Origin of the sequence: Salininema proteolyticum (assembly GCF_042685645.1) — a bacterium.
Taxonomy (GTDB): domain Bacteria; phylum Actinomycetota; class Actinomycetes; order Mycobacteriales; family Micromonosporaceae; genus Salininema; species Salininema proteolyticum.
Map to the genome: position 1 here is coordinate 2,221,654 of NZ_JBHUNX010000001.1, position 20,442 is coordinate 2,242,095.

General features: G+C 68.9%; 16 protein-coding genes. 2 read left to right on the forward strand and 14 right to left on the reverse strand.

Translation table 11 applies throughout. The features are described from left to right. Positions 1–151: 151 nt before the first annotated feature. The 4 genes from ACFTE1_RS10330 to ACFTE1_RS10345 all read right to left on the reverse strand — a co-directional run bounded on the left by ACFTE1_RS10330 (position 152) and on the right by ACFTE1_RS10345 (position 4,555). Positions 152–364 carry a ferredoxin gene (locus ACFTE1_RS10330; RefSeq protein WP_380622151.1) on the reverse strand — a complete coding sequence of 71 codons (213 nt, stop codon included), beginning with the start codon at positions 362–364 and terminating at the stop codon, positions 152–154. Beyond that, positions 361–1,533, reverse strand: a complete 1,173-nt coding sequence (locus tag ACFTE1_RS10335; RefSeq protein WP_380622149.1) for a cytochrome P450 — start codon at positions 1,531–1,533, stop codon at positions 361–363. The genes ACFTE1_RS10330 and ACFTE1_RS10335 overlap by 4 nt, the downstream gene beginning before the upstream one ends. Positions 1,534–1,821: 288 nt before the next feature. Next, the gene (locus tag ACFTE1_RS10340) at positions 1,822–2,547 is read right to left on the reverse strand and encodes a class I SAM-dependent methyltransferase (RefSeq protein ID WP_380622147.1); all 726 of its coding nucleotides are present in this window, start codon (positions 2,545–2,547) and stop codon (positions 1,822–1,824) included. A 136-nt stretch (positions 2,548–2,683) separates the two neighbouring features. After that, a complete protein-coding gene (locus ACFTE1_RS10345; protein ID WP_380622145.1) occupies positions 2,684–4,555 on the reverse strand; it encodes a CASTOR/POLLUX-related putative ion channel in 1,872 nt (623 codons plus the stop codon). A 356-nt stretch (positions 4,556–4,911) separates the two neighbouring features. Between ACFTE1_RS10345 and ACFTE1_RS10350 the strand changes: the two genes are divergently transcribed. Continuing rightward, a complete protein-coding gene (locus ACFTE1_RS10350) occupies positions 4,912–6,087 on the forward strand; it encodes a macrolide family glycosyltransferase (protein WP_380622142.1) in 1,176 nt (391 codons plus the stop codon). 85 nt (positions 6,088–6,172) lie between these two features. On the opposite strand, the gene ACFTE1_RS10355 is transcribed toward ACFTE1_RS10350, so the two are convergent. The 5 genes from ACFTE1_RS10355 to ACFTE1_RS10375 form a co-directional block, all read right to left on the reverse strand. After that, positions 6,173–8,269: an iron ABC transporter permease gene (locus ACFTE1_RS10355; protein ID WP_380622140.1), complete on the reverse strand. Its 2,097-nt coding sequence runs from the start codon at positions 8,267–8,269 to the stop codon at positions 6,173–6,175. After that, positions 8,269–9,255 carry an ABC transporter substrate-binding protein gene (locus ACFTE1_RS10360; protein WP_380622137.1) on the reverse strand — a complete coding sequence of 329 codons (987 nt, stop codon included), beginning with the start codon at positions 9,253–9,255 and terminating at the stop codon, positions 8,269–8,271. Before ACFTE1_RS10360 ends, ACFTE1_RS10355 begins: the two co-directional genes overlap by 1 nt. Before the next feature lie 45 nt (positions 9,256–9,300). Further along, positions 9,301–10,116, reverse strand: coding sequence for an ABC transporter ATP-binding protein (locus ACFTE1_RS10365; protein ID WP_380622134.1), 816 nt, complete (start codon positions 10,114–10,116; stop codon positions 9,301–9,303). A 66-nt stretch (positions 10,117–10,182) separates the two neighbouring features. Further along, entirely contained in the window at positions 10,183–11,268 is a 1,086-nt protein-coding gene (gsmA, locus tag ACFTE1_RS10370) for a sporangiospore maturation cell wall hydrolase GsmA (RefSeq protein WP_380622132.1), read from the reverse strand. 49 nt (positions 11,269–11,317) lie between these two features. Then, positions 11,318–12,637 (reverse strand): RNA-guided endonuclease InsQ/TnpB family protein, encoded by a 1,320-nt coding sequence (locus ACFTE1_RS10375; protein ID WP_380622129.1) that lies wholly within the window; start codon positions 12,635–12,637, stop codon positions 11,318–11,320. 324 nt (positions 12,638–12,961) lie between these two features. On the opposite strand from ACFTE1_RS10375, the gene typA reads away from it, so the two are divergent. Further along, positions 12,962–14,830, forward strand: coding sequence for a translational GTPase TypA (gene typA / locus ACFTE1_RS10380; protein ID WP_380622127.1), 1,869 nt, complete (start codon positions 12,962–12,964; stop codon positions 14,828–14,830). A gap of 68 nt (positions 14,831–14,898) precedes the next feature. Here the strand turns inward: typA and ACFTE1_RS10385 are convergent, their stop codons facing one another. The 5 genes from ACFTE1_RS10385 to mraZ form a co-directional block, all read right to left on the reverse strand. Then, positions 14,899–15,840, reverse strand: coding sequence for a proteasome assembly chaperone family protein (locus ACFTE1_RS10385; RefSeq protein ID WP_380622125.1), 942 nt, complete (start codon positions 15,838–15,840; stop codon positions 14,899–14,901). Between the two features lie 350 nt (positions 15,841–16,190). Beyond that, complete coding sequence (locus ACFTE1_RS10390) at positions 16,191–18,458, reverse strand: peptidoglycan D,D-transpeptidase FtsI family protein (RefSeq protein WP_380622124.1); 2,268 nt, start codon at positions 18,456–18,458, stop codon at positions 16,191–16,193. Continuing rightward, entirely contained in the window at positions 18,459–19,040 is a 582-nt protein-coding gene (locus tag ACFTE1_RS10395) for a hypothetical protein (protein WP_380622123.1), read from the reverse strand. Between the two features lie 2 nt (positions 19,041–19,042). Beyond that, complete coding sequence (gene rsmH / locus ACFTE1_RS10400; protein ID WP_380622121.1) at positions 19,043–20,002, reverse strand: 16S rRNA (cytosine(1402)-N(4))-methyltransferase RsmH; 960 nt, start codon at positions 20,000–20,002, stop codon at positions 19,043–19,045. Continuing rightward, the gene (gene mraZ, locus ACFTE1_RS10405; RefSeq protein WP_380622118.1) at positions 19,999–20,433 is read right to left on the reverse strand and encodes a division/cell wall cluster transcriptional repressor MraZ; all 435 of its coding nucleotides are present in this window, start codon (positions 20,431–20,433) and stop codon (positions 19,999–20,001) included. Before mraZ ends, rsmH begins: the two co-directional genes overlap by 4 nt. Between the last annotated feature and the right edge of the window lie 9 nt (positions 20,434–20,442).

The window sequence follows — 20,442 nt, forward strand, 5'->3', positions numbered from 1 at the left end:
ACACCTCCGCCATGGACATCCGAAACTCCTCTCCGTTGCCGCGGTGCGGTCGTGGACGGCGGTCGCCTCGTCGTGGTTCGTCGTCTCCGATGGTAGCGGGCGACTGTCATCGCTGGTTATCACCGAAATAGAGCTCCGCCCCGTCCTTCTGCTAGCCCTCCTCGGCCTCGCGGATCGCTCCGGACGGGCAGAGCATGATCGCCGTCCTCACGTCCTCGGCCAGGCCGCCTCCGACGACCTCCTCCCTCAGAACCACCACGCGTCCGTCCTCATCGTCCTGGTCGAACACGGCGGGAACCGTGAACGCGCACGTGCCCGCGCTGGCGCACACCTCCTGGTCGACGCTGATGCGCACCTCGGTCACCAGGCCACCGGCAGGGAATGGACACCATAGACCGCCATGTCACTGCGCAGCGGAATGTCCTCATAGGGGACCGTCACCCGGAGGTCGGGGAACTCTTCGAAGAGCCTCTGCAGGCCGATGCGCATCTCGATGCGCGCCAGCTGCTGCCCTATGCATTGGTGGAGGCCGTGCCCGAAGGCCAGGTGGCCGCGCGGGTCACGGTCGAGGTCGAGTTCCTTGGGCCGGTCGAACTGCGACGGGTCGCGGTTGGCCGCGTGGAGGGCTACTGTTATGTGCTCCCCGGCGCGGATGAGCTTCCCCTCTATCTCGGCGTCCTCCTTGGCGATCCGCATGATGCCGTTGTGGGCGACCGTCAAGTACCGCAGCAGCTCTTCCACTCCCGTCCCCCAGAGCTCCGGGTCGGACGTCAGGCGGACCAGCTGCTCGGGGTGCTCGATGAGGGCGAGCGCGCCGAGACCCAGCATATTCGCGGTGGTCTCATGCCCCGCCACCAGCATCATCATGCCAACGCCGGCGGCCTCCTCGTCCGAGATGTCGGGGTCGGCGACCAGGTCGCTGAGCATGTCGTCGCCGGGCTCGGCGCGTTTGGCGGGAATGAGCCGGTGGATGTACTGGAGCATCCGCCCCATGGCCTCGTTGCGCTTTTCGACCGGCACCTCCAGGTCGAGCATGTCGGCGGAGCCCTGTTGGAACTCATCGCGGTCGCCGTAGGGCACGCCCAGCATCTCGCAGATCACGAGCGAGGGCACCGGAAGGGCGAACTCGGTGATCAGGTCGGCCCCGGCGCCCGCCGCCCGCAGGGCGGCGATCCGCTCGTTGACGATGTCGGCGATGCGCGGTTCCAGCTGTTTCAGCCTGCGGACCGTGAACACGCCGGTGACCTTGCGGCGCAGGCGGGTGTGCTCGGGCGGGTCGTTGAGGAGGAAGAATCCGGGCGGGGTCTGCTCAGAGAAGGAAACGAATATATGGGGCATCTCGGTCGGCGAGAGCCGGAACCTCTCTCCCGAGGCGAAGCGTTGGTCAACGAGGATCCTCCGTGCCTCGGCGTGGCCGGTGACGAGCCAGCCCTCCACCTCGTCGGGATAGTACTTGATGCGCCGCATGGGCTGATCCTGCAGGTCCATGAGGGCCGACGGGGGATCGAACCGGGTCTCTCTCTGGTATGGCATCCCGAACGGGATGGTCGCTTGCTGTGTTTTCTGTTCAGACACGATGGCCCCCAAAGGTGACTGGTTGTGCGATATGGGTCACGATTCTCCACAGGATAGGAGCCGATCACGCGAGATACAACATCATCGCAGGAGTTGTCGCAAACCTGACTTTCCTAATAGGACCCATCTCTCGCGCATGCTGCTGGACGGAGGGCCCCGAACGCGATCGGAAACCCCTTCCACCGTGCGGCCATTAAAACAGCCGCACGGCCCATTTTCGACACAGACGCAGACCGGACACGCCGTCTATGGCGCCACGCCTCCGTAGACGGCGTGTCCGGCGTCCATCCAGTACACATCCACTTCGGAGAATCCGGCCTCCGTCAACCACGCCAGATGGTCCGGCAGCGTGGAGGGCTTGTCCATCGGGTCCGGGTAGTGGAAGTTGCTCCATTTCAGTTCGTGGAACTTCCGGTAGGCGGCGAGGTCCCCTCCTTCGGCGAGGCTCCGCTCCCGCACGGCGTCCTCCCACGACCGCTTGGCCAGTTCGACGCCCCTCTCGCTCACCGGCTGCACGATATCGGCGATGACGAGCCGTCCGCCGGGCGCCAGCATCCGTCGCAGATCGCGGTAGAGGGCCTTCTTCTCCTCGCCGTCCAGATGGTGCAGTGCCAGGGAGGACACGACGGCGGAAGGGGCGGTGGCGCGATCGCGCCATTCCGTCGCGGCCAGGTCGAACCGTTCGGTCGTGAACCGCCCGCCGAACTCCGAGAGGTCTTCGCGAGCGCGGTCCAGCATCGTCGGACTCGCGTCCATGCCGACGACCCGGGCCTCCGGGCAGGCACGCAGCAACGCCCGGCTGAGCAGCCCTTGACCGCAGCACAGGTCCAGAATCCGGGCGTCCGGACCGTCGACGCCGGCCATCGCCGCAACGACGTCCGCCTGCTTCTCGCGCTGGGGAACGAAAAAGTGCCCGTACTCGATGAACTCTTCGGAGTCGCCTTCGGACCATGCGACGTCGATCTCGGCCATGCGGTGCCCTCCTCTTCGGCGCGGCCCGGGGAACCGGTCTCCCGGGCCTCCCCCGCCAATGTCGCACACCGGGCAGTTCGCCTCCACCGGTTTTCCGCCGTGGCCGCCCCCGGCCGTCGCGGCCTCCCCGGGCCGGTCAGTCCTCGGCGAGGACGATCACCTTGTCGCCCTGCTGGAACGAGATCTGCTCCGCCTTGTCGGGATTGAGCACGATGCCGAAGTCCGGTTCCCGCTTCGACCGGGAGGCCAGGCGGTAGCCGATCGCCATCTGTCCCCGGCGACGGGCCGACTCGACGACGGTGTAGAAGTTCACCGGCGTGTTCGGGCGGACGTAGCGGTCGGCCGGCTTGAGGTAGATCTCCGACCCGTCGGGGCTGAACAGCTGGGCGAACACCTGGGACAGGTGCGGGTTCTCAGAGGTCTGGGTCAGCAGCAGGCTGATGAGCTTGTCGCTGACGATGAAGTCGTCGGCCTGGGTCACCTGCGCGAGGGACCGGTTCCTGTCGTCGGCCATCTCCGAGACCACCTTGAAGCGGGTGTTCGACCGCTCCGCCATGTCGCGCAGGTGCAGGAGCGTCACCAGGACGCGCGAGTCGGCTATGCGGGGCTCCACGTCGTCGGAGCAGACGGCGATGATGTGGTCGTAGGAGCCCGGACCGAGGGTCTCCAGCAGGCGGCGGTCGGTGGTGTCGTCGCTGCGGAAGTTGAGTCCCTGGACGCGCATGGTCGGCCCGATCCCGCGGACCGCCTCGGCCGCCTCGGGGTGGTCGGTGACCACGTCCGTGACCGATCCCGGGGCCACGTACTGGTCGAGCTGCTCCAGCACCTTGGGCGTCTTCGCGTTCCACCCGAGGATGAGTGTCCGTTCAGGACGGTTGGGAGCGTCGGCGACCGAGACCATGGCGCCCTCGTCGATCGTCGGCTCCGAGCCGTCCAGTGCGATCGCCGAGTCGTCGGCGGCTACCAGGATGAGCCTGTCCCCCGGCTGGAGGACGGCCGACGTGGGCGGATTGACGATGCACCGGCCGTCCTGCGTCATGACGCCGATGAGGGAGGAGGTCCGGTAGGCGTGCAGCGCCTGGGCGAGCGGACGTCCTTCGAGCCGGGGCTCCGCGACCATGTAGATCTCGTCGCCGTCGAAGTCGAGCAGGTCGGTGTAGACGACGGACAGGCCGGACTGGCGGCAGGTCTGCACCATCAGCCGGGCCATGAGGTCGTTGGCGTCGACCACGTGGGCGGCCCGCCCTCCGGCCAGGCGCGCGGCGGGAAGGTTGCGGCTCTCGCCGACCGTGCCCACGACGTGGCAGGGCAGCGGGTCCCCTCCCTGGGTCACGGCCAGGAGACTGCGGACCAGCTGGGCGTCGGGGTCGTCCTCGTCGGAGGTGAGCAGGATGACGCTCTTCGCCTGGCCGGGGTTGACGATGGCGATGTCGCCGGGGTCGGCCGGGTCGCCGGTGCGGCAGACGACTCGGGTGGTCTTGAGGTCGGGGAGCTTGGAGCGGACCTCGTCCTCCATCTCGACCTTGTCGCGGTCGGCGAGGACGACCACGCACGCGTCCTTTTCGCTCTCGTTGGCCTCCACCAGTTCCGAGATGACGATGAAGACCTGGTCTGACCAGCCGAGGATCACGGTGTGGCCCTTCTCCACCACCACGGAGCGGCCCTTGCGGAGCTCCTCGAGTTTCGCGTCCAGGCCGGTGGTCAACACGCCGACGAGCGAGGAGAGGATCACCAGTCCGCCGATGGTGGTGGTGAACATGACTATCATGAACGGGAGGTTCGACGTGTCGTCGCCGAGAATGGTCCCCGCGTCGAGGATGTGGGCGAAGGAGGTCCACAGGTTGCCCGTGACGCCCTCGCTCCGGTCGACGGCGATCAGGAGGGCCCCGCCCAGCGCGGTGAGCGCCAGGGTGATGACCGTGAGCCATCCGATGAGCGCCTTGGTCCCCTTGGACATGGTGTTGTCGAACCAGTAGCGCGCCCGCTGTTTGAAGGAGAAGTCGGACATCGGATGGTGTTCCTTTCAGGGTTGGCTCGGGAAGTGCGCCGGAGGGATGTCGGCGGCGCGCGGCCGGGTCTGCGGGAGGCGGTCGTCCACTAATACCTTGGCACGTCCACTGGCACGCACCATCATCCAAACCTCACCGCAGGTGATCGCCGGTGGCGGGCGCGCGGTCCGAACGGGCGGAGGAGGATCGCGCGCGGTGGCGAAAACCGATTGCGGACCGGCTCCGCCGTTCCTAGACTGGCCCAGTGGCCGAACCGCCCAGGATGGACGGACGCCGAACGGCGTCGCGAGCCCGTGGAGCGGGCCCTCGGTCCACTTCGTTCTTCCCGCCTTTCCACGGAATCGAGTGATAGCCCATGCAGAAGCGCCGCACCCATATCGCCATGGTCGGAATCCCCGCCGTCAGCCACGTCTACCCGAGCCTCGAGGTGATCCGCGAGCTGGTCGCGCGCGGGCACCGGGTCACGTACGCCAACGACCCGTCTGTCGAGGCCCTCGTGACGGAGTCGGGCGCCGAGTTCGTGGCCAACACCTCCATCCTGCCCACACAGGACAACGACTGGCCCGAGGACCCCGTCGGCGCGATGAACCTCTTCCTCGACAACGCCGTCCAGTCCCTGCCGCAGCTGCACGAGTCCTATGACGGCGACGTTCCGGACCTCTACATGTACGACATAGGCGGCTACCAGGCGCGCGCCATCGCACAGCGACAGGGCCGCCCCGCACTCCAGCTGTCGCCGGCCATGGTCGCCTGGGACACCTACTTCGAGGAGGTCGGGAAACACATTCTCAGCCTGCCCGGAGCGGACGAGTACAGCGCGAAGTTCACGCGGTGGCTCACCGAGTGCGGAGTCTCCCCCACCGACGGAGTGGAGTTCTCCGGCGTCCCCGAGCAGGCCCTGGCGCTGATCCCCTCCGCCATGCAGCCGCATGCCGACCGGGTCGACACGGACAGGGTGACCTTCGTGGGCCCGTGCTTCGACCTCCGCGAGGGCGGGGACGGGTGGGCCCGCCCCGCCGACGCCGACAACGTCCTGCTGGTCTCCCTCGGATCGACCTTCACCCGCCGGCCCGACTTCTACCGCGAGTGCCTGAAGGCGTTCGGCGACCTGCCCGGTTGGCACGTGGTGCTCCAGATCGGGAAGTACGTCGACGCCGAGGACCTGGGAGAGATTCCCACCAATGTAGAGGTCCACTCCTGGGTTCCGCAGCGCGCCATCCTGGACGAGGCGGACGCCTTCGTCACCCACGCCGGGATGGGCGGTTCCAGCGAAGGACTGCTGGCGGGCGTTCCCATGATCGCGGTCCCGCAGGCGGCCGACCAGTTCATGAACGCCGACCGGCTGGTCGAACTGGGCGTGGCCCGCCGGATCGACACCGAAGACGCCACCGCGGAGGCCCTGCGGACCGCCCTGGAGGAACTGGTCTCCGACGGGAAGGTCGCGGAGCGCTCGGCCCGGATCCAGGCCGAGACGAAAGCCGAGGGCGGCACGAAGCGGGCGGCCGACCTCATCGAGGCGCTTCTGGACTGAGGCGACGGCGCGGTTCCGAACGGAGCCGCGCCGACCCCGGAACGGCGGTGCTCAAGGAGCGCGCCGACCGCGGTCCCGCCGTGGATCAGGAGCGCGCCCTCGTCCTCCACAGCAGGTAGATGAAGTAGGGCGTGCCGATCATGGCGCACACGAGTCCGGCCGGAACCTGGGCCGGCGCGATGACCCAGCGCCCCAGGGTGTCGGCGACGGACACCAGTAGGATGCCGATCGCGGTCGCCACCGGCATGACCGCTCCCGTCTTGGACCCCACGACCGCCCTGGCCATGTGCGGGGCGACGAGTCCGACGAATCCGACCACGCCGACGGTCACGACCGCCGCGGCCGCCAGGACCGCCGAGAGCGCCAGCACGAGGAGGCGCGTGCGCTCCAGGCGGATCCCCACCAGGCGCGGCGTGTCCTCGTCCAGCGCCAGCAGGTCGATGTCGCGCCGGTAGGCGTAGAGGACCGGTGCTATGACCAGCAGCGCCAGGGACACCGGCGCGAGCCGTTCGAGCGTGCGCCCGTAGGTCGTGCCCGACAGCCACGTCATGACCTTGGGCGTGTTCCACGGATCGGAGTAGACGATGATGAGGACGACCAGCGCCGCGGCGATGGCGGACAGGCCGATGCCGATGAGCACCAGTCGGGCGGTGCTCAGTCCGCCCCTCCAGGCCAGCGCGTAGATCAGTCCGAAGGTGAGCAGCGCCCCTGCGGTGGCGACGCCCATGATCGCCCAGGTGCCGGAGTCCGGTGCCCAGGTGATGAGCGCGACCGCGCCGACGCTGGCCCCGCCGGTGACTCCGAGGACCCCGGGTTCGGCCAAGGGGTTGCGGCACGTCGCCTGGGTGACGGTTCCGGCGACGGCGAGGGCCGCGCCGGCGAGCACTGCGGCGAGGACGCGGGGAAAGCGCTGGTCCAGCAGGAAGGTGTAGGCCGGCCCCGTGGTCCGCTGGAGCCAGTTGACGATGTCGCCGCCGAGGACGGTGGCGTCGCCGACGAGCATTCCGGCGAACATGGCCGCGACGACGGCCGTGAAGAGCCCCGCGACGAGGAGTGTGTAGCGGACCCTGCCCATGCCGGTGGTGCGGACGTCGGCGGAGTGGGAGCCGATGCCGGGGTCGGTGACACGGCGGGCCAGGTGGATCATGACCGCGGCGCCCACGATGGTGGTGGCGACGCCGACGGGCACGACGAGGCTCACTTCGGCCCCCAGCGCCGCGCGCAGGAGGACGTCGGCGGTGAGGAGGACCAGCATTCCGGTCAGCGCGGCGAAGGGCACGAGGGAGCGGTGCGAGGTCAGTCCGGGCACGCGGGAGGCGATGGCGGCGGCGATGACGGGCGCGGTGAGGCCGACGAATCCGACCGGACCGGCGATCGAGACGGCGCAGGCGGCCAGGAGGAGCGAGACGACGATGGCGGTGAGGCGGGTGCGGCGCACGGGGACGCCGAGGCTGGAGGCGGTGTCGTCGCCGAGGCGCAGGACGTCGAGGCGCCCGCCCAGGAGGACGGCGATGACGAGTCCGGCGAGGACGATGCCCGCGGTGGCGGCGGTGGAGCCGAAGCCCGCCTGGCTGAGGTTGCCCGATCCCCAGGCGAAGAGGCCGGTGGTCTTCTCCTGGAAGAGGATGAGCAGGAGGTTGGTGAGGGCGGTGGCGGCCATGGCGGCGGCGGAGCCGGCGAGGATGAGGCGGGTGGTGGAGGCGGTGCCCCCGCCGGAGACGAGGAGGACGAGTCCGGCGGTGAGGAGCGCTCCGAGGAAGGCGGTGCCGAGTCCGGGGAGGAAGGGGAGGCTGACGCCGAAGGCGGCGCTGGCGGTGACGGCGAGGTAGGCGCCGGCGTTGACCGCGAGGGTGTCGGGGCTGGCGAGTTTGTTGCGGGCCACCGACTGCAGGAGCAGCCCGGAGGCTCCGAGCGCGGCGCCGACGGCCAGGGCGGCGGCGACGCGGGGGAGGCGGGAGGCGGTGAGGATCTGGAGCGTCAGGTCGTCTCCGCTGCCCGTGGCCAGGTCCCAGAGGTCGGCGATGCCGACGCTCGAGGTGCCCTGGGTGAGGTGGTACGCCGCCAGAGCGAGGACCGCCGTGGTCGTGAGGACGAGGGCCGCGGCGGTGGCCGATCGGTTCGTCTGCGGTGTCTTGGCGGACGGGGCCGTGCGGCCCCGCTCCGGCGGCGCGAGTGTGTCCATCAGTCGGTGTAGATCTCTTCGAGGACGTCGAGGAACTGGAGCGTGGCGGAGGGTCCGCCGAAGGTCCAGGTTCCGGCGGGCAGTTCGCGGACCATGTCCTTCTCGATGAAGTTCATGTCCTGCCAGATGGCGTTGTCCTTGAGCCCGTCGGTCAGCGCGCTCTCGCCGTCGGAGTTGGAGTAGATGAAGAACAGGTCGGTGTCCTGGAACTTCGCGAGACCTTCGACGTCGGAGTTGCCCAGGCCCCAGGCCTCGTCGACTTCGCCGTCCCAGAGGTTCTCGAGTCCGACCTCCTTGGCGACGGCGCCGAGGTTGGAGCCCTCGCCGAAGAGGCGGACGGTGACTGTGGAGTCCTGTTTGGATCCGTCTCCCATGAGGAAGGGAACGTCGGCGTTGTCGGAGGCGGCGATGGCCTCCTCGACCTCCGCCAGGCGGGTCTCGACCTTGCCGAGAAGCTCGTCGGCCTCGGCCTCCTTGCCGGTGAGGGCGGCGATGTCGGTGGTGTCGGAGGCGGAGTTGCCCAACTGGTCCTCCACGTCGGTGCCCTGGGTCATGAAGACGGGGACGAACTTCTCGATCGACTCGACGACCTCGGTCTTGCGGGCGCCGGTGGCGATGACGAGGTCGGGCTCTAGTTCGGCGATGGCGTCGACGGATGGCTCGGCGCGGGTGCCGACGTCGACGGTGCTCTCGGGCAGCGGTTCGACGCCGCCGACCCAGGTGGAGTAGCCCTCGGCGTCGGCGACTCCGGCGGGCTCGACGCCGAGGCTGATCAGGGTCTCGGCCTCGCGCCATTCGAGCGCGACGACGGTCTGGGCGGGGCCGTCGAGCTCGACGTCGGTGCCGGTGGCGTCGGTGACGGTCACGGGGTCGCCGGCGGCGTCCTTGTCACTGCCGCCGCCGCTTTCGCTGGTGCCGCAGGCGGAGGTGAACGCCAGGCCCACCGCGCCCGCGGAGAGCAGGGCAGTCTTCAGTAGGGTCTTCATGGGTGTCCTTCGTGATGGTGGTTGCAAACGGGCTGAAGGGGAAGGTCAGGCCGCCGTGAGGGCCCGGCGGGACCGGTGCCGGCTCACCGGTCGGCAGGTGAGTCCGCCCTCGTCGCGGTCCACGTCGATGGCGATGCCGTAGACGTCGCTGAGGTTCTCGGAGGTGAGGACCTCGTCGGGGGTGCCGGCGGCTCTGATCTCGCCGCCGTGCAGCAGCACGATCGTGTCGGCCACGGCGGCGGCCTGGTTGAGGTCGTGCAGGACGACGCCGACGGCGGTGCCGTGGTCGTCGGCCAGGTCGCGGACGAGGTCGAGGGTCTCCATCTGGTAGCGGAGGTCCAGGTGGTTGGTGGGCTCGTCGAGCAGGAGCGTGTCGGTGTCCTGGGCGAGCGCGGTGGCGAACCAGACGCGCTGTTTCTCTCCGCCGGACAGTGCTTCGACGCCACGGTCGGCCATGTGCTCCACTCCGCACAGTTTCATGGCGCGTTCGACGACGGCGGCCCCTTCGGCGTCGCCGTGGCGGAAGCGCCCGCGGTAGGGGTGGCGCCCGTAGGCGACGACGTCGGCGACGGTGATGCCGCCGGGGGCGGGCCTCGACTGGGAGAGGAGCGCCACGGAGCGGGCGAACTCTTTGGGGTGCAGGGTGGAGGAGTCGGTTCCGTCGGGGAACGAGACGGTGCCGGCGTCGGCGCGGTGCAGGCGGGCCAACCCCCTGAGCAGGGTCGACTTCCCACTGCCGTTGGGCCCGATGAGGACGGTGACCCGTCCGGGCTCCACGGCGAGGTCGGCACCGTGCACCACCTCTTTGTCCCTATAGGAGAGACGCAGTCGCGCCCCTCGCAGTCCAGCGCGATCCGGCATAGAAGTTAGGATAGCCTATCCTCTTCACCGGGGACACCCCGGACCTGGTCACAATCCGGTCACGGCTCAAACCTTGTTGTACGCGTACAGGTTCCAGTCGCCCATGATCCCGATGAGCTTGTCGGCGTACTTCGGGTCGGTGGCGTACCCGGCCTTCTGCAGCTCGCGGGCGAACCGCTTCGGGTCGCCCCTGTGCGCCATGGCCTGAGCGTAGCGGGACCAGCCGGAGAGGAGCTCGCCGTGGTCGCGGTAGGAGTCGGCGATGGACCGATAGGCCCGGAACGTCGCGTCCTGGTTCTCACAGGAGCCCGACGGCGTGCACTCGAAGGTCCCGTAGTCGCGGCAGCCGACGGCGAAGTCCCCGGGCGACCCGAAGCACTTCATGCCGAAGATGTTGTGGTCCTCCACGGCGAGGGCGCTCTCGCCCCAGCCGGTTTCGAGAACGGCCTGGGCGAGCGTGACCGAGGCGGGGACGCCGGTCCGGCGCTGCGACTCCTGGGCCGCCGCGGAATGGCGGTCGATGAACCCCTGGTGCCCGCCGCGCGGGAAGGTCGGCGCGTCCTGGCCGCACCAGGGCAGCCACGGCCGGCCTCCGCTCCAGGAGACGTACCTGCCCGAGACGTGGCGGCCCTTCCCCAGTCGGTACCAGGCGTTGTCCCCCTCGATGCGCGTGCCCCAGACCTGGCACGAGACCGTGACGCCGCTGCCGTCCTCGAGGCGGTCGACGACGGACGAGCCCGTGGAGGCGCGCTCGCGGACGTTGAGGCTCGCTCCGCCGGCAGAGACCTTCGCCGAGGTGGCCGAGGTCTTCCCCGCCTCGCACCACGCCACGGGGAACTTGGTCGACCAGTCGAGGTAGGCGTTGCTCAGCCAGCGGTCCTTTCCTATCGCCACCCAGGTGGAGGTGCGGCGCGAGGCCCCGTCGACCATCTCCCCGCGGACCTTGCAGGAGGGCTCGACCCTCGTTCCGTGGTCGAGGTCGCCGACGTCCTCGTGGGTCGCCGAGGGGCCGGAGCGGACGTTGAGGTGCCCGCCCGGAACGTTCACCGCTCCCACCGGCTGCGCCGCGTGGGCGGGCTCGGCGGCGACCGCCCCGAGTCCCAGTACGAGCGCCAATGAGGCGATAGTGACAGTCATCATACGTTGGGCCATGAACGTAGCCTAATGAACACGCTGTGTCGCATGTCGGGTTCCCGATCTTTTACCCCAATCGTTGACTTCCGCCTCGCCGTGGGCGGCGAGGTTTCCCGGCTAAAGCCCTTGTAGAGCTCGTACGGGTGGGTTCGTGCTTCTTTCCCGGATGGGAGTTTCCAGCGCTGCCGGACTTGTCCGGTCTTACATGCTGTCCACACGCGTTTTGAGCCTCCGCATGCCCTGCGGCGGCTTGCACGAGGCGTCGTCCCTCGCGTCTGATGTTCTTTTCGGCATTGGCGTCCCTGTCGTGGACGGCCCCGCACCCGCATTCCCACCGGCGGACCTTCAGGCCTTCCAGCCCGGCTGGTCCGCTCAAGGCCCCGCAGTCGGAGCACAGCCGGGTGGAGGGGAAAAACCTGTCCACTCGCACGAACGTCCGCCCCGCGCGGGCCGCCTTCGACTCCAGACGGGAGAGGAACAGCCCGAACGATGCGTCCGCCACCGACTTCGCGGCACGGCCTCGGACCATGCCCTTGACGTTGAGATCCTCGGTATAGATGCTTTGGTTCTCGGCAACTATCCGGGCCACCTGCTTATCGATCCAGTCGGAACGGGTGTTCTTGATCTTCTCGTGGACCTTCGCCACTGTGAGGCGTGCCTTGGCCCGGTTGTTGGATCCCTTCTGCTTGCGGGAGAGCGACCGTTGCGCTTTGCGGAGCTTCCGCTCCAGCCGCCTGAAAAACTTCGGGTTGTCGATCACCCTCCCGCCACGCAGCACAGCGAACGACTTCAATCCTAGGTCGATCCCGGTGTCCTGGTCGTCGGGGAGCGGGTCGAGCAGGTCCGTCCCGTCATCTACCGCGACTACGAACGACGCGTAGTACTGGCCTGTGGGGGTCTTGATGATCGTGACCGACGACGGGTTGGAAGGGAGTTCCCGTGACCAGGCGACACGGAGGTTGCCGACCTTGGCGATATAGACTCTGCCGTTGTCTTTGATCTGGAATCCGCGTCGCGTGTAGCGGGCCGTCTGCGTAGCCGTGCGGCGTTTGAACCGGGGCGGCCCCACCCGCGGACCCTGCCGTTTGCCGGCCTTGGAGGCGAAGAAGTTCCGATACCCGGTGTGGCAGTCGCGCGATGCCTGCTGCAGAGGAACGGTCGACACCTCCGAAAGCCAGGCGCGCTCCGGTGTCTTCTTCGCTTCCGTAATGAGCCTGCGATCCAGCTCCGGGGTGGTCGGATACTGCGAGCCCGACCGAAAGGCGTCCCGCCGGGCGGCCACCGCGTCATTGAACACCACCCGCACGCACCCGAAGGTCCGCGCCAACGCCCTGCGCTGCGGCGCGGTCGGATAGAGCCGAAACCGATACCGGAGGAACACGCCCACAAACCTACCTACAAGGTCTGACACTGGCATTGACCTCCTGGTCCGCCCATATTCCAGCACCGCACCCGTACCGAGCGCACCCCTCCCCGCCGTAAACGGTGCTGTTGGCAAAGGGACAAATCTCCCTCGGAAGCACGGTCCTCAGCGAGCGCGACCCGGTAACGCCCGATAGTGGCTCGTCCGTTTTGCCCGTTGTCCAACAGCACCGTAAACGACAGGGCCTCCTACGCTAAAGCGGTGAACTTCCGGGCCGTTCCCGCACGGTTCCGTCTCACTACCGCCACCTGGCCGTCGGCGCCCCCCGGTGTGGGCGACAATGGACGAGTGCTTAAGAAAAGGAATGACCTGCGCAATATCGCCATCGTCGCCCACGTCGACCACGGCAAGACCACCCTGGTGGACGCCATGCTCAAACAGGCGGGCGCGTTCCGCGAGGGCGCGCGCGTCGACGACCGGGTCATGGACTCGATGGATCTGGAGCGGGAGAAGGGCATCACCATCCTCGCCAAGAACACCGCCGTCCACTACGCCAACCCCGACGGCGGCGACATGGTCATCAACATCATCGACACCCCCGGCCACGCCGACTTCGGCGGCGAGGTCGAGCGGGGTCTGACCATGGTCGACGCCGTCGCCCTCCTCGTCGACGCCTCCGAGGGGCCGCTCCCCCAGACCCGCTTCGTGCTCCGCAAGGCCCTCGAGGCCCGCCTGCCGATCATCCTGGTCATCAACAAGGTCGACCGACCCGACGCCCGCATCGACGGAGTCGTCAACGAGACCTACGACCTGTTCCTCGACCTGGACGCCGACGAGGACCAGATCGAGTTCCCCATCGTCTACGCGGCCGCCATCGACGGCGTCGCCTCGACCACGCAGCCCGAGGACGGCAAGGTCCCGGCCGACTCCGACAACCTCAAGCCGCTGTTCGACGTCCTGCTGGAGCACGTTCCCGCGCCCGAGTACACCGAGGGCAAGCCGCTCCAGGCCCAGGTGGTCAACTTGGACGCCTCGCCGTTCCTCGGCCGCCTGGCCCTGTGCCGCGTCCACGAGGGCACCATCAGCAAGGGCCAGTCCGTGGCCTGGTGCAAGCGCGACGGCTCGGTCCAGAACGTGAAGATCTCCGAGCTACTCATCACCGAGGGCCTGGAGCGCAAGCCCGCCGAGAAGGCCGGCCCCGGCGACATCATCGCCATCGCCGGAATCCCCGAGATCATGATCGGCGAGACCCTGGCCGACGTGGAGAATCCCGAGCCGCTGCCGCTGATCACGGTGGACGAGCCGGCCGTCTCCATGACGCTGGGCACCAACACCTCCCCGCTCGTCGGCCGCGAGAAGGGGACCAAGGTCACCGCGCGCCAGGTGAAGGAGCGCCTCGAGACCGAGCTGATCGGCAACGTCTCCCTCAAGGTCCTGCCGACCGAGCGCCCCGACGCCTGGGAAGTCCAGGGCCGTGGCGAGCTGGCGCTGGCCATCCTCGTCGAGCAGATGCGCCGCGAGGGCTTCGAGCTGACCGTCGGAAAACCCCAGGTGGTCACCCAGGAGATCGACGGCAAGCTGCACGAGCCCTTCGAGAACCTGACCGTGGACGTGCCCGAAGAGCACATGGGATCGGTGACCCAGCTGCTGGCCGTCCGCAAGGGCCGCAATACGCAGATGATCAACCACGGCACCGGCTGGGTCCGCATGGAGTGGCTGATTCCCGCGCGCGGCCTGATCGGCTTCCGCACGGAGTTCCTCACCGTCACCCGCGGCACCGGCATCGCCCACCACGTCTTCGAGGGCTACGAGCCGTGGGCCGGGGCGATCAAGACGCGCCAGACCGGTTCGCTGGTCTCCGACCGCACAGGCAAGGCCACCTCGTACGCCATGTACAACCTGCAGGAGCGCGGCACGCTGTTCGTCAGCCCGACCACCGAGGTCTATGAGGGCATGGTCGTGGGAGAGAACTCCCGCCCCGACGACATGGACATCAACATCACCAAGGAGAAGAAGCTCACCAACGTCCGCTCGGCAGCCGCCGACGAGGCCGAGCGCCTGGTGCCGCCGAAGAACCTCTCGCTGGAGCAGGCTCTGGAGTTCTGCCGCGGCGATGAGGCCGTCGAGGTGACGCCGGAGAAGATCCGCATCCGCAAGGTGATCCTCGACCAGAAGGAGCGCGGCCGCCTCACCTCGCGCGCCAAGCACCAGAAGTAAAGGCGTCTGCGACTGAACGGAGAGAGGGCCGGTTCCGCGGGGAACCGGCCCTCTCTCCGTCTCATCGGTCACTCGTCGTTGTTCTTCTTGTCGTCGTTCTTCTTATTGTCCTGCTCGGCCAGGAAGCGTTCGAAGGCCTCTCCCAGTTCGTCGGCCGTGGGCATCCGCCCCTCGCGGAGCATGTCGTCGTTCTCGGCCGCCTCCTCGTAGGAGTCGTACTGCTCTTCCAGCGACTCCACGACGGTGGCGACCTCCTCCGACTCCTCGGCCTGCGCCGCTATCTCCTCGATGACGCGCTTCTGGTCCTCTTCCAACGCCTCGTCCTTGGGCAGCGAGAGCCCCGTGGCGTGCTCGACGCCGGCCAGCAGCCGCATCGTCGCCGCCGGGAAGGACATCTGCATGACGTAGTGGGGCACGTGCGCCGACAGGCCGACCACGTCGCGCCCCGACTGCCCCAGGCGGTACTCGAGAAGTCCCGCCATGTGGCCGGGGACGGTCACCTCGTTGAACATGGGACGGTTGTCGAAGACCAGTTCGGGCCTGGTGGCGTGCACCGTCAGGCCCACCGGGCGCGTGTGGGGAACGCCCATGGGTATGCCCTGGAAGCCGACGGCCACCGGGATGTTCCAGTGGTCGATGAGGCTCTCCAGCGAGTCGGTGAACCGCTCCCAGGCGAAGTCCGGCTCGGGTCCGTGCAGGAGTAGGAACGGATTGTCGGCGCTGTCGTGGAGGAGGTAGACCACCAGGGAGGGGGCCTCGTAGTCGCTCCACCGGTCGATCTCGAACGTCAGCGGTGGACGGCGGGAACGGTAATCGATGAGTGCGTCGACGTTGAAGCTGGCCACCGGTTCGTGGTCATAGGCGTCCAGCAGGAAGTCCACCACGCCCTGTCCGGCCGACCCCGCGTCCATGAAGCCCTCGAAGAAATAAAGCAGCGGGGCTCCGCGAACCTCGGACGGCTCAGACAGGATGTCGCAGAGGGTCCACGGGTCGTGATTCAAGCTCGTCATCCTTACTAGTCGACTGTCCTGCAATCCTAACGCCTGGGCCCGTCCCGTTGTTCCACCTCGCATTGGATCCGAGTCGTACGTTACGTGCGGATTCGCCCGGATAAGTCCGGGTGGTCCCCCGGCCGCGGAACGCCGTCGACGGAGCCGCTAGATGATTGCTTCCTATCGGTGGTGACCGCGGAATCGCGCCCCAGCACGCCATCTCCGCCCTTTCGGGTGGTCGGACGTCTGCCAGGACGCCTCGACCACGCGAAAGAACGGATCTGACGCACTGGGACACGATTCCGCTCCTTGCGTAGAACTCCAGGTCGGCGCCGACGCTCCGCGCGGCGCCGATGGGAAACATTCGTCTAGGCGAACTCGCGGAACTCCGGGCTCGCCTCCGGGTCGGGCTTGACCCCGTAGTACTGCAGCGCCATCTCGTTGAGCTCCCCGAAGGCCTTTCCGGTCACGGCGCCGCCGCCTTGGTTGCTCGGGTCGTAGATGCTCACGGCGACCACGTAGCGCGCGTCGCCGTCGGCGGGGCCGAACCCTGCGAAGGAGGCGACGCTGCCGGGCTGGTACTCGCCGTCCTGGACCAGCTTGCCCGTACCGGTCTTGCCGGCGATGGCGTAGCCGTCCAGGGCGGCGTTCTTACCGGTTCCGGTGTCGGCGTAGATCGGCGCCTGCAGGAGGTGCTGCATCTCCTCGGCCGTCTCGGCCTTCAGGACGCGGTCGCCGTCGTGGCCGCTCTTCTCGCCGGCGGCCTCGCCCGTCACGAGGTTGGGCTGTTTGTAGACGCCGTCGTTGGCGATCACGTTGTAGGCCGCGGCCATCTGAATGAGCGAGGCGGTGTTCTCGTGTCCGATGGGGATGGAGCCGTAGGACGTGCCCGACCACTCGTCGGGAGGCAGGAGCATGCCCGGCGCCTCGCCCGGCATGCCGACACCGGTCGGCTTCCCGAGCCCGAACTCCTGCTGGTACTCGTAGAGGGCCTCGGCGCCGAGCCGGTCGGCCGCCTCGATGGTCCCGACGTTGGACGACTGCGCGAGCATCCCCTCCACGCGCAGCTCGGCGCCGCCGTGAGGGTAGGTGTCCTGGTAGACCGTCCCGCCCTTGTTGATCGTCTGGTCGACGTACCAGGACTCGTCGGGCCCTATGACGCCCTCGTTGAGGGCGGCGGCGAAGGTGATCGCCTTGTGGATCGATCCGGGGTCGTTGACCTGGCCGGTGGCGTAGTCGCGCATCTGCGCGTCCTTCAGGTCGCCAGGGTCGGCCGCGTCGTAGGTGGGGCTGGAGGCCATGGCGAGGACCTCTCCGGTGGCGGAGTCCATGACGATCGCCGACCCCCACTTGCCGGACGAGTCGTCCATCGCGTCCTCGAGGATCTGCTGGGTCTGGTACTGGAGGTCCCAGTCGATGGTCAGGTCGAGGTCGCGTCCGGGCTCGGCGGGGTCCTCGCGGTAGAAGGCGCCGGGGATGCGCTTTCCGTCGGCCGAGCGCTCGTAGGAGATCTCGCCGTCCTTGCCCGCCAGCCAGTCGTCGTAGGAGGCTTCCATGCCGGCCATGCCCTGTCCGTCGATGTTGGTGAAGCCGAGGATGTTGGCGGCCAGGTCGCGGCCGTGCGCGACGCGGCGGGCGTCGTGGCCCACGACGAGTCCCGGGTTCTCCATGGCCTCGATCTTCTTGCCGATGGCGGTGTCGACGCCCCGCTGGAGGTAGGCGAAGCGGACCTCCTTGCCGTCCGGGGAGGTGTCCGTCGCGATGAGGGGTTCCAGCTCCGAGGCGGGGCGGCCCACGAGCGGGGCGAGCTGGGCGGCCAGTTCGCCGGGGTCGCCCTCGACCATCTGCGGGTCCACGCCGATGTAGTTGGCGTCGACGGTGTAGACGAGGCGGTTTCCGTTGCGGTCCAGGACGGTTCCGCGGGCGGCGGGCACCGGTTCGACGGTGAGCCGCTGCGCGTGCGCGGCCTCGGCGTAGCGTGCGGCGTCGAAAAGCTGCAGTTGGATGAGGCGGGCGCCGGAGACCACGAGCAGGAGGATGACGAAGGTGGCCATGATCTTCATGCGACGGCGCGGGTCGCCCATCTGGGGGTGTCCGTGGAGGCTGCGGACCTGGGTCCGTTCACGGCGGGGGCGGGGGGCGGTCTTGGGGGCGCGCGGGGAGCGGGAGGCGGTCGGGGACTGGGTCTTCCGCTTGGTGCCCGGTGGTCCTTGTTTCGGAGCGCGCTTCTTGGGGGAGCCCTGTTTGGGAGCGCGCTTCTTTGGGGCGGCCGTGGAGCCGGAGGCCCGCCGGCGCTCTCCCGCGGGACGCGAGGCACCGTCGGACTCCTGGCGAGGGGGGCGCTTTCGGGTGCCGGAGGCGGTCTTTCCGCTGCGGCGTCCCGTGTCGGCCGGGGCGGAGGGGGGCGCCTCGGCGGCCTCGGCCTCGCGGCGGCGGCGCGAGCGCTCGGCGGCGCGGCGGCGGCGTTCGGCCCTCGGGTCGCCGTCGGCCGGCGCCGGCGGCTCCTCGCGTTGGGCGCTGGTGCGCTTGCGCTGGTTGGGGTTGGACTCGCGCAGGGTCTTTCCGCGCGGGGAGTACCGGCGGGCCCTCGAGATCGACGAGGGCTCGCGCTGTGAGTTGTCGTCTGAGGGCGCCAATTAATCTCCGCTCCTCGGGCTGTCGAACTTCTCACCGGTCTCCAGGTCCATATAGGTCACCTTCTCCGGTTCGACGAGGCCGAGGCGCTCGGCGGCGGCCTCGAGGTTGTTGGGCGTCTTCAGCTGGGACAGCTCGTCGTCCAGGGCCTGCTCGGTCTCGGTCATCGACGCCTGCTGGTCCTTGAGCTCGTCCAGGCGGTAGGAGTCGTTGTTGATCGACGCGTTGAGGAGCAGGAGCCCCACGATGGCCACGGCCACCAGGGAGATGACGCCGGTGACGAAGGCCGGGCGCGGCACGGCGGCGATGTCCGGCGCCGTCAGGGCCCGGCGCGAGGGCTCCGCGGCGCGGCGGGGCCGCGGCGAGGTGCGCGGCGCGGTCCGGGGAGCGGCCGGCGCCTCGGGGGCCGTCTCGACCTCGTAGGCGGGGTCGAGGGCGAGGCCGCCGTCGGTGAGGTCGCCGACGGTCGACGGATCCTCCAGCGCGGCCTGCTGCTGGCGGGAGCGCGAGGCCTCGGCCCGGGCGCGGCGGCGCGCGGCCCGGATGATCTCGTCTGCGTTGGCGCGGGGCCCGTTGTCGGTCATGGTCATCCTCCTGGCGACGTGTCGGTCAGTCGTTCGGCGCAGCGCAGTCGGGCGGGTGCGGAGCGCGGATTTCGGGCCTGCTCGGCGGCGGACGGTTGCCGCGCCTTGTTGGACTGGGCCTTGAAGGTGGGCCCGGTCCCCGGCAGTTCCACCGGCAGTCCCTTGGGCGAGGTGGACTTGGAGCGTCGGGACAGCTCCCGCTTGGTGATCCTGTCCTCCAGGGAGTGGTAGGACAGGACCGCTATGCGTCCTCCCGGTGCCAGGAGGTCCAGGGCGGCGGGCAGGGCCCGCTCCCAGGTGTCGAGTTCGCGGTTGACCTCGATGCGCAGCGCTTGGAAGGTGCGCTTGGCCGGGTTGCCCCCTTTGCGGCGCGCGGCCGCGGGGATCGCTTCCCGGACGAGGTCGACCAGGGACTCGGAGGTCGCTATGGGGCGTGAGGAGCGCGCCTCCACCACGGCTCTGGCGATGCGCGAGGCGAACTTCTCCTCGCCGTAGACGCGGAGGATCCTCGCGAGGTCCTTCTCCTCGTAGGTGGCGAGGACTCGCTCGGCGGTGAGACCGTCGCCGGGGTCCATGCGCATGTCCAGGGGCGCGTTGGTGGAGTAGGCGAACCCGCGCTCGGTCCGGTCGATCTGCATCGAGGAGACGCCGAGGTCGAACAGGACGGCGTCGACCGACTCGCGGCCCAGCTCGCGGGCCACGTCGCCGATGGCGTCGTAGACGGCCTGGTAGGGGACGAACCGCTCGCCGAAGCGCTCCAGGCGCTCTCCGGCGATCGCCAGTGCGCTGGGGTCCCGGTCGAGCCCGATGACCGTCAGCTCCGGGTGCGCCTCGAGCATGGCCTCGGTGTGGCCACCGGCCCCGAGAGTGCCGTCCACGGCCACCGCTCCGGGCGCGCCGAGCGCCGGCTTCAGGTAGTCGAGGATCTCCTCCAGCATGACGGGGACATGCGGTGCGCTCATGAATCGTTCTCCTGCTCTTCGTCTTCTGCGTCGTCGGCGAAGGCGTCCTCGGTGGACTCCAGGTAGGAGTCCCAGGCCGAGGAGTCCCAGACCTCGATGCGGTTCATCGCGCCGATGACGACGGTGTCCCGCTCGATACCAGCGTATTCGCGCAGCCGTGCGGGTAGGGTCACCCGCCCCTGGCCGTCAGGACTTTCGTCATGGGCTGACGCGAAGAACACACGGTTATAGGCCCGGACGGCCTTGGGGGCCGTCAGGCTCTGGTCCAGTTCGCCGGCCAGCTTGGTGAACTCGGCGAGCGTGAAGACGTACAGGCAGCGCTCCTGTCCTTTGGTGACGACCAGTCCGTCGGCGAGCGCGGGGCGGAACTTGGCGGGAAAGGCCAAGCGCCCCTTGTCGTCCAGGCGGGGAGTGTGCGTGCCGAGGAACATGGCCGCGCC

Bases quoted from the DNA above. Each gene is read 5' to 3' on its own strand.
- ACFTE1_RS10360 (WP_380622137.1), bottom strand. From the start codon at position 9,255: ATGAAGACCCTACTGAAGACTGCCCTGCTCTCCGCGGGCGCGGTGGGC.
- ACFTE1_RS10335 (WP_380622149.1), bottom strand. From the start codon at position 1,533: ATGCCATACCAGAGAGAGACCCGGTTCGATCCCCCGTCGGCCCTCATG.
- ACFTE1_RS10350 (WP_380622142.1), top strand. From the start codon at position 4,912: ATGCAGAAGCGCCGCACCCATATCGCCATGGTCGGAATCCCCGCCGTC.
- ACFTE1_RS10345 (WP_380622145.1), bottom strand. From the start codon at position 4,555: ATGTCCGACTTCTCCTTCAAACAGCGGGCGCGCTACTGGTTCGACAAC.
- ACFTE1_RS10385 (WP_380622125.1), bottom strand. From the start codon at position 15,840: ATGACGAGCTTGAATCACGACCCGTGGACCCTCTGCGACATCCTGTCT.
- ACFTE1_RS10355 (WP_380622140.1), bottom strand. From the start codon at position 8,269: ATGGACACACTCGCGCCGCCGGAGCGGGGCCGCACGGCCCCGTCCGCC.
- ACFTE1_RS10340 (WP_380622147.1), bottom strand. From the start codon at position 2,547: ATGGCCGAGATCGACGTCGCATGGTCCGAAGGCGACTCCGAAGAGTTC.
- ACFTE1_RS10395 (WP_380622123.1), bottom strand. From the start codon at position 19,040: ATGACCGACAACGGGCCCCGCGCCAACGCAGACGAGATCATCCGGGCC.
- mraZ (WP_380622118.1), bottom strand. From the start codon at position 20,433: ATGTTCCTCGGCACGCACACTCCCCGCCTGGACGACAAGGGGCGCTTG.
- ACFTE1_RS10365 (WP_380622134.1), bottom strand. From the start codon at position 10,116: ATGCCGGATCGCGCTGGACTGCGAGGGGCGCGACTGCGTCTCTCCTAT.
- rsmH (WP_380622121.1), bottom strand. From the start codon at position 20,002: ATGAGCGCACCGCATGTCCCCGTCATGCTGGAGGAGATCCTCGACTAC.
- gsmA (WP_380622132.1), bottom strand. From the start codon at position 11,268: ATGGCCCAACGTATGATGACTGTCACTATCGCCTCATTGGCGCTCGTA.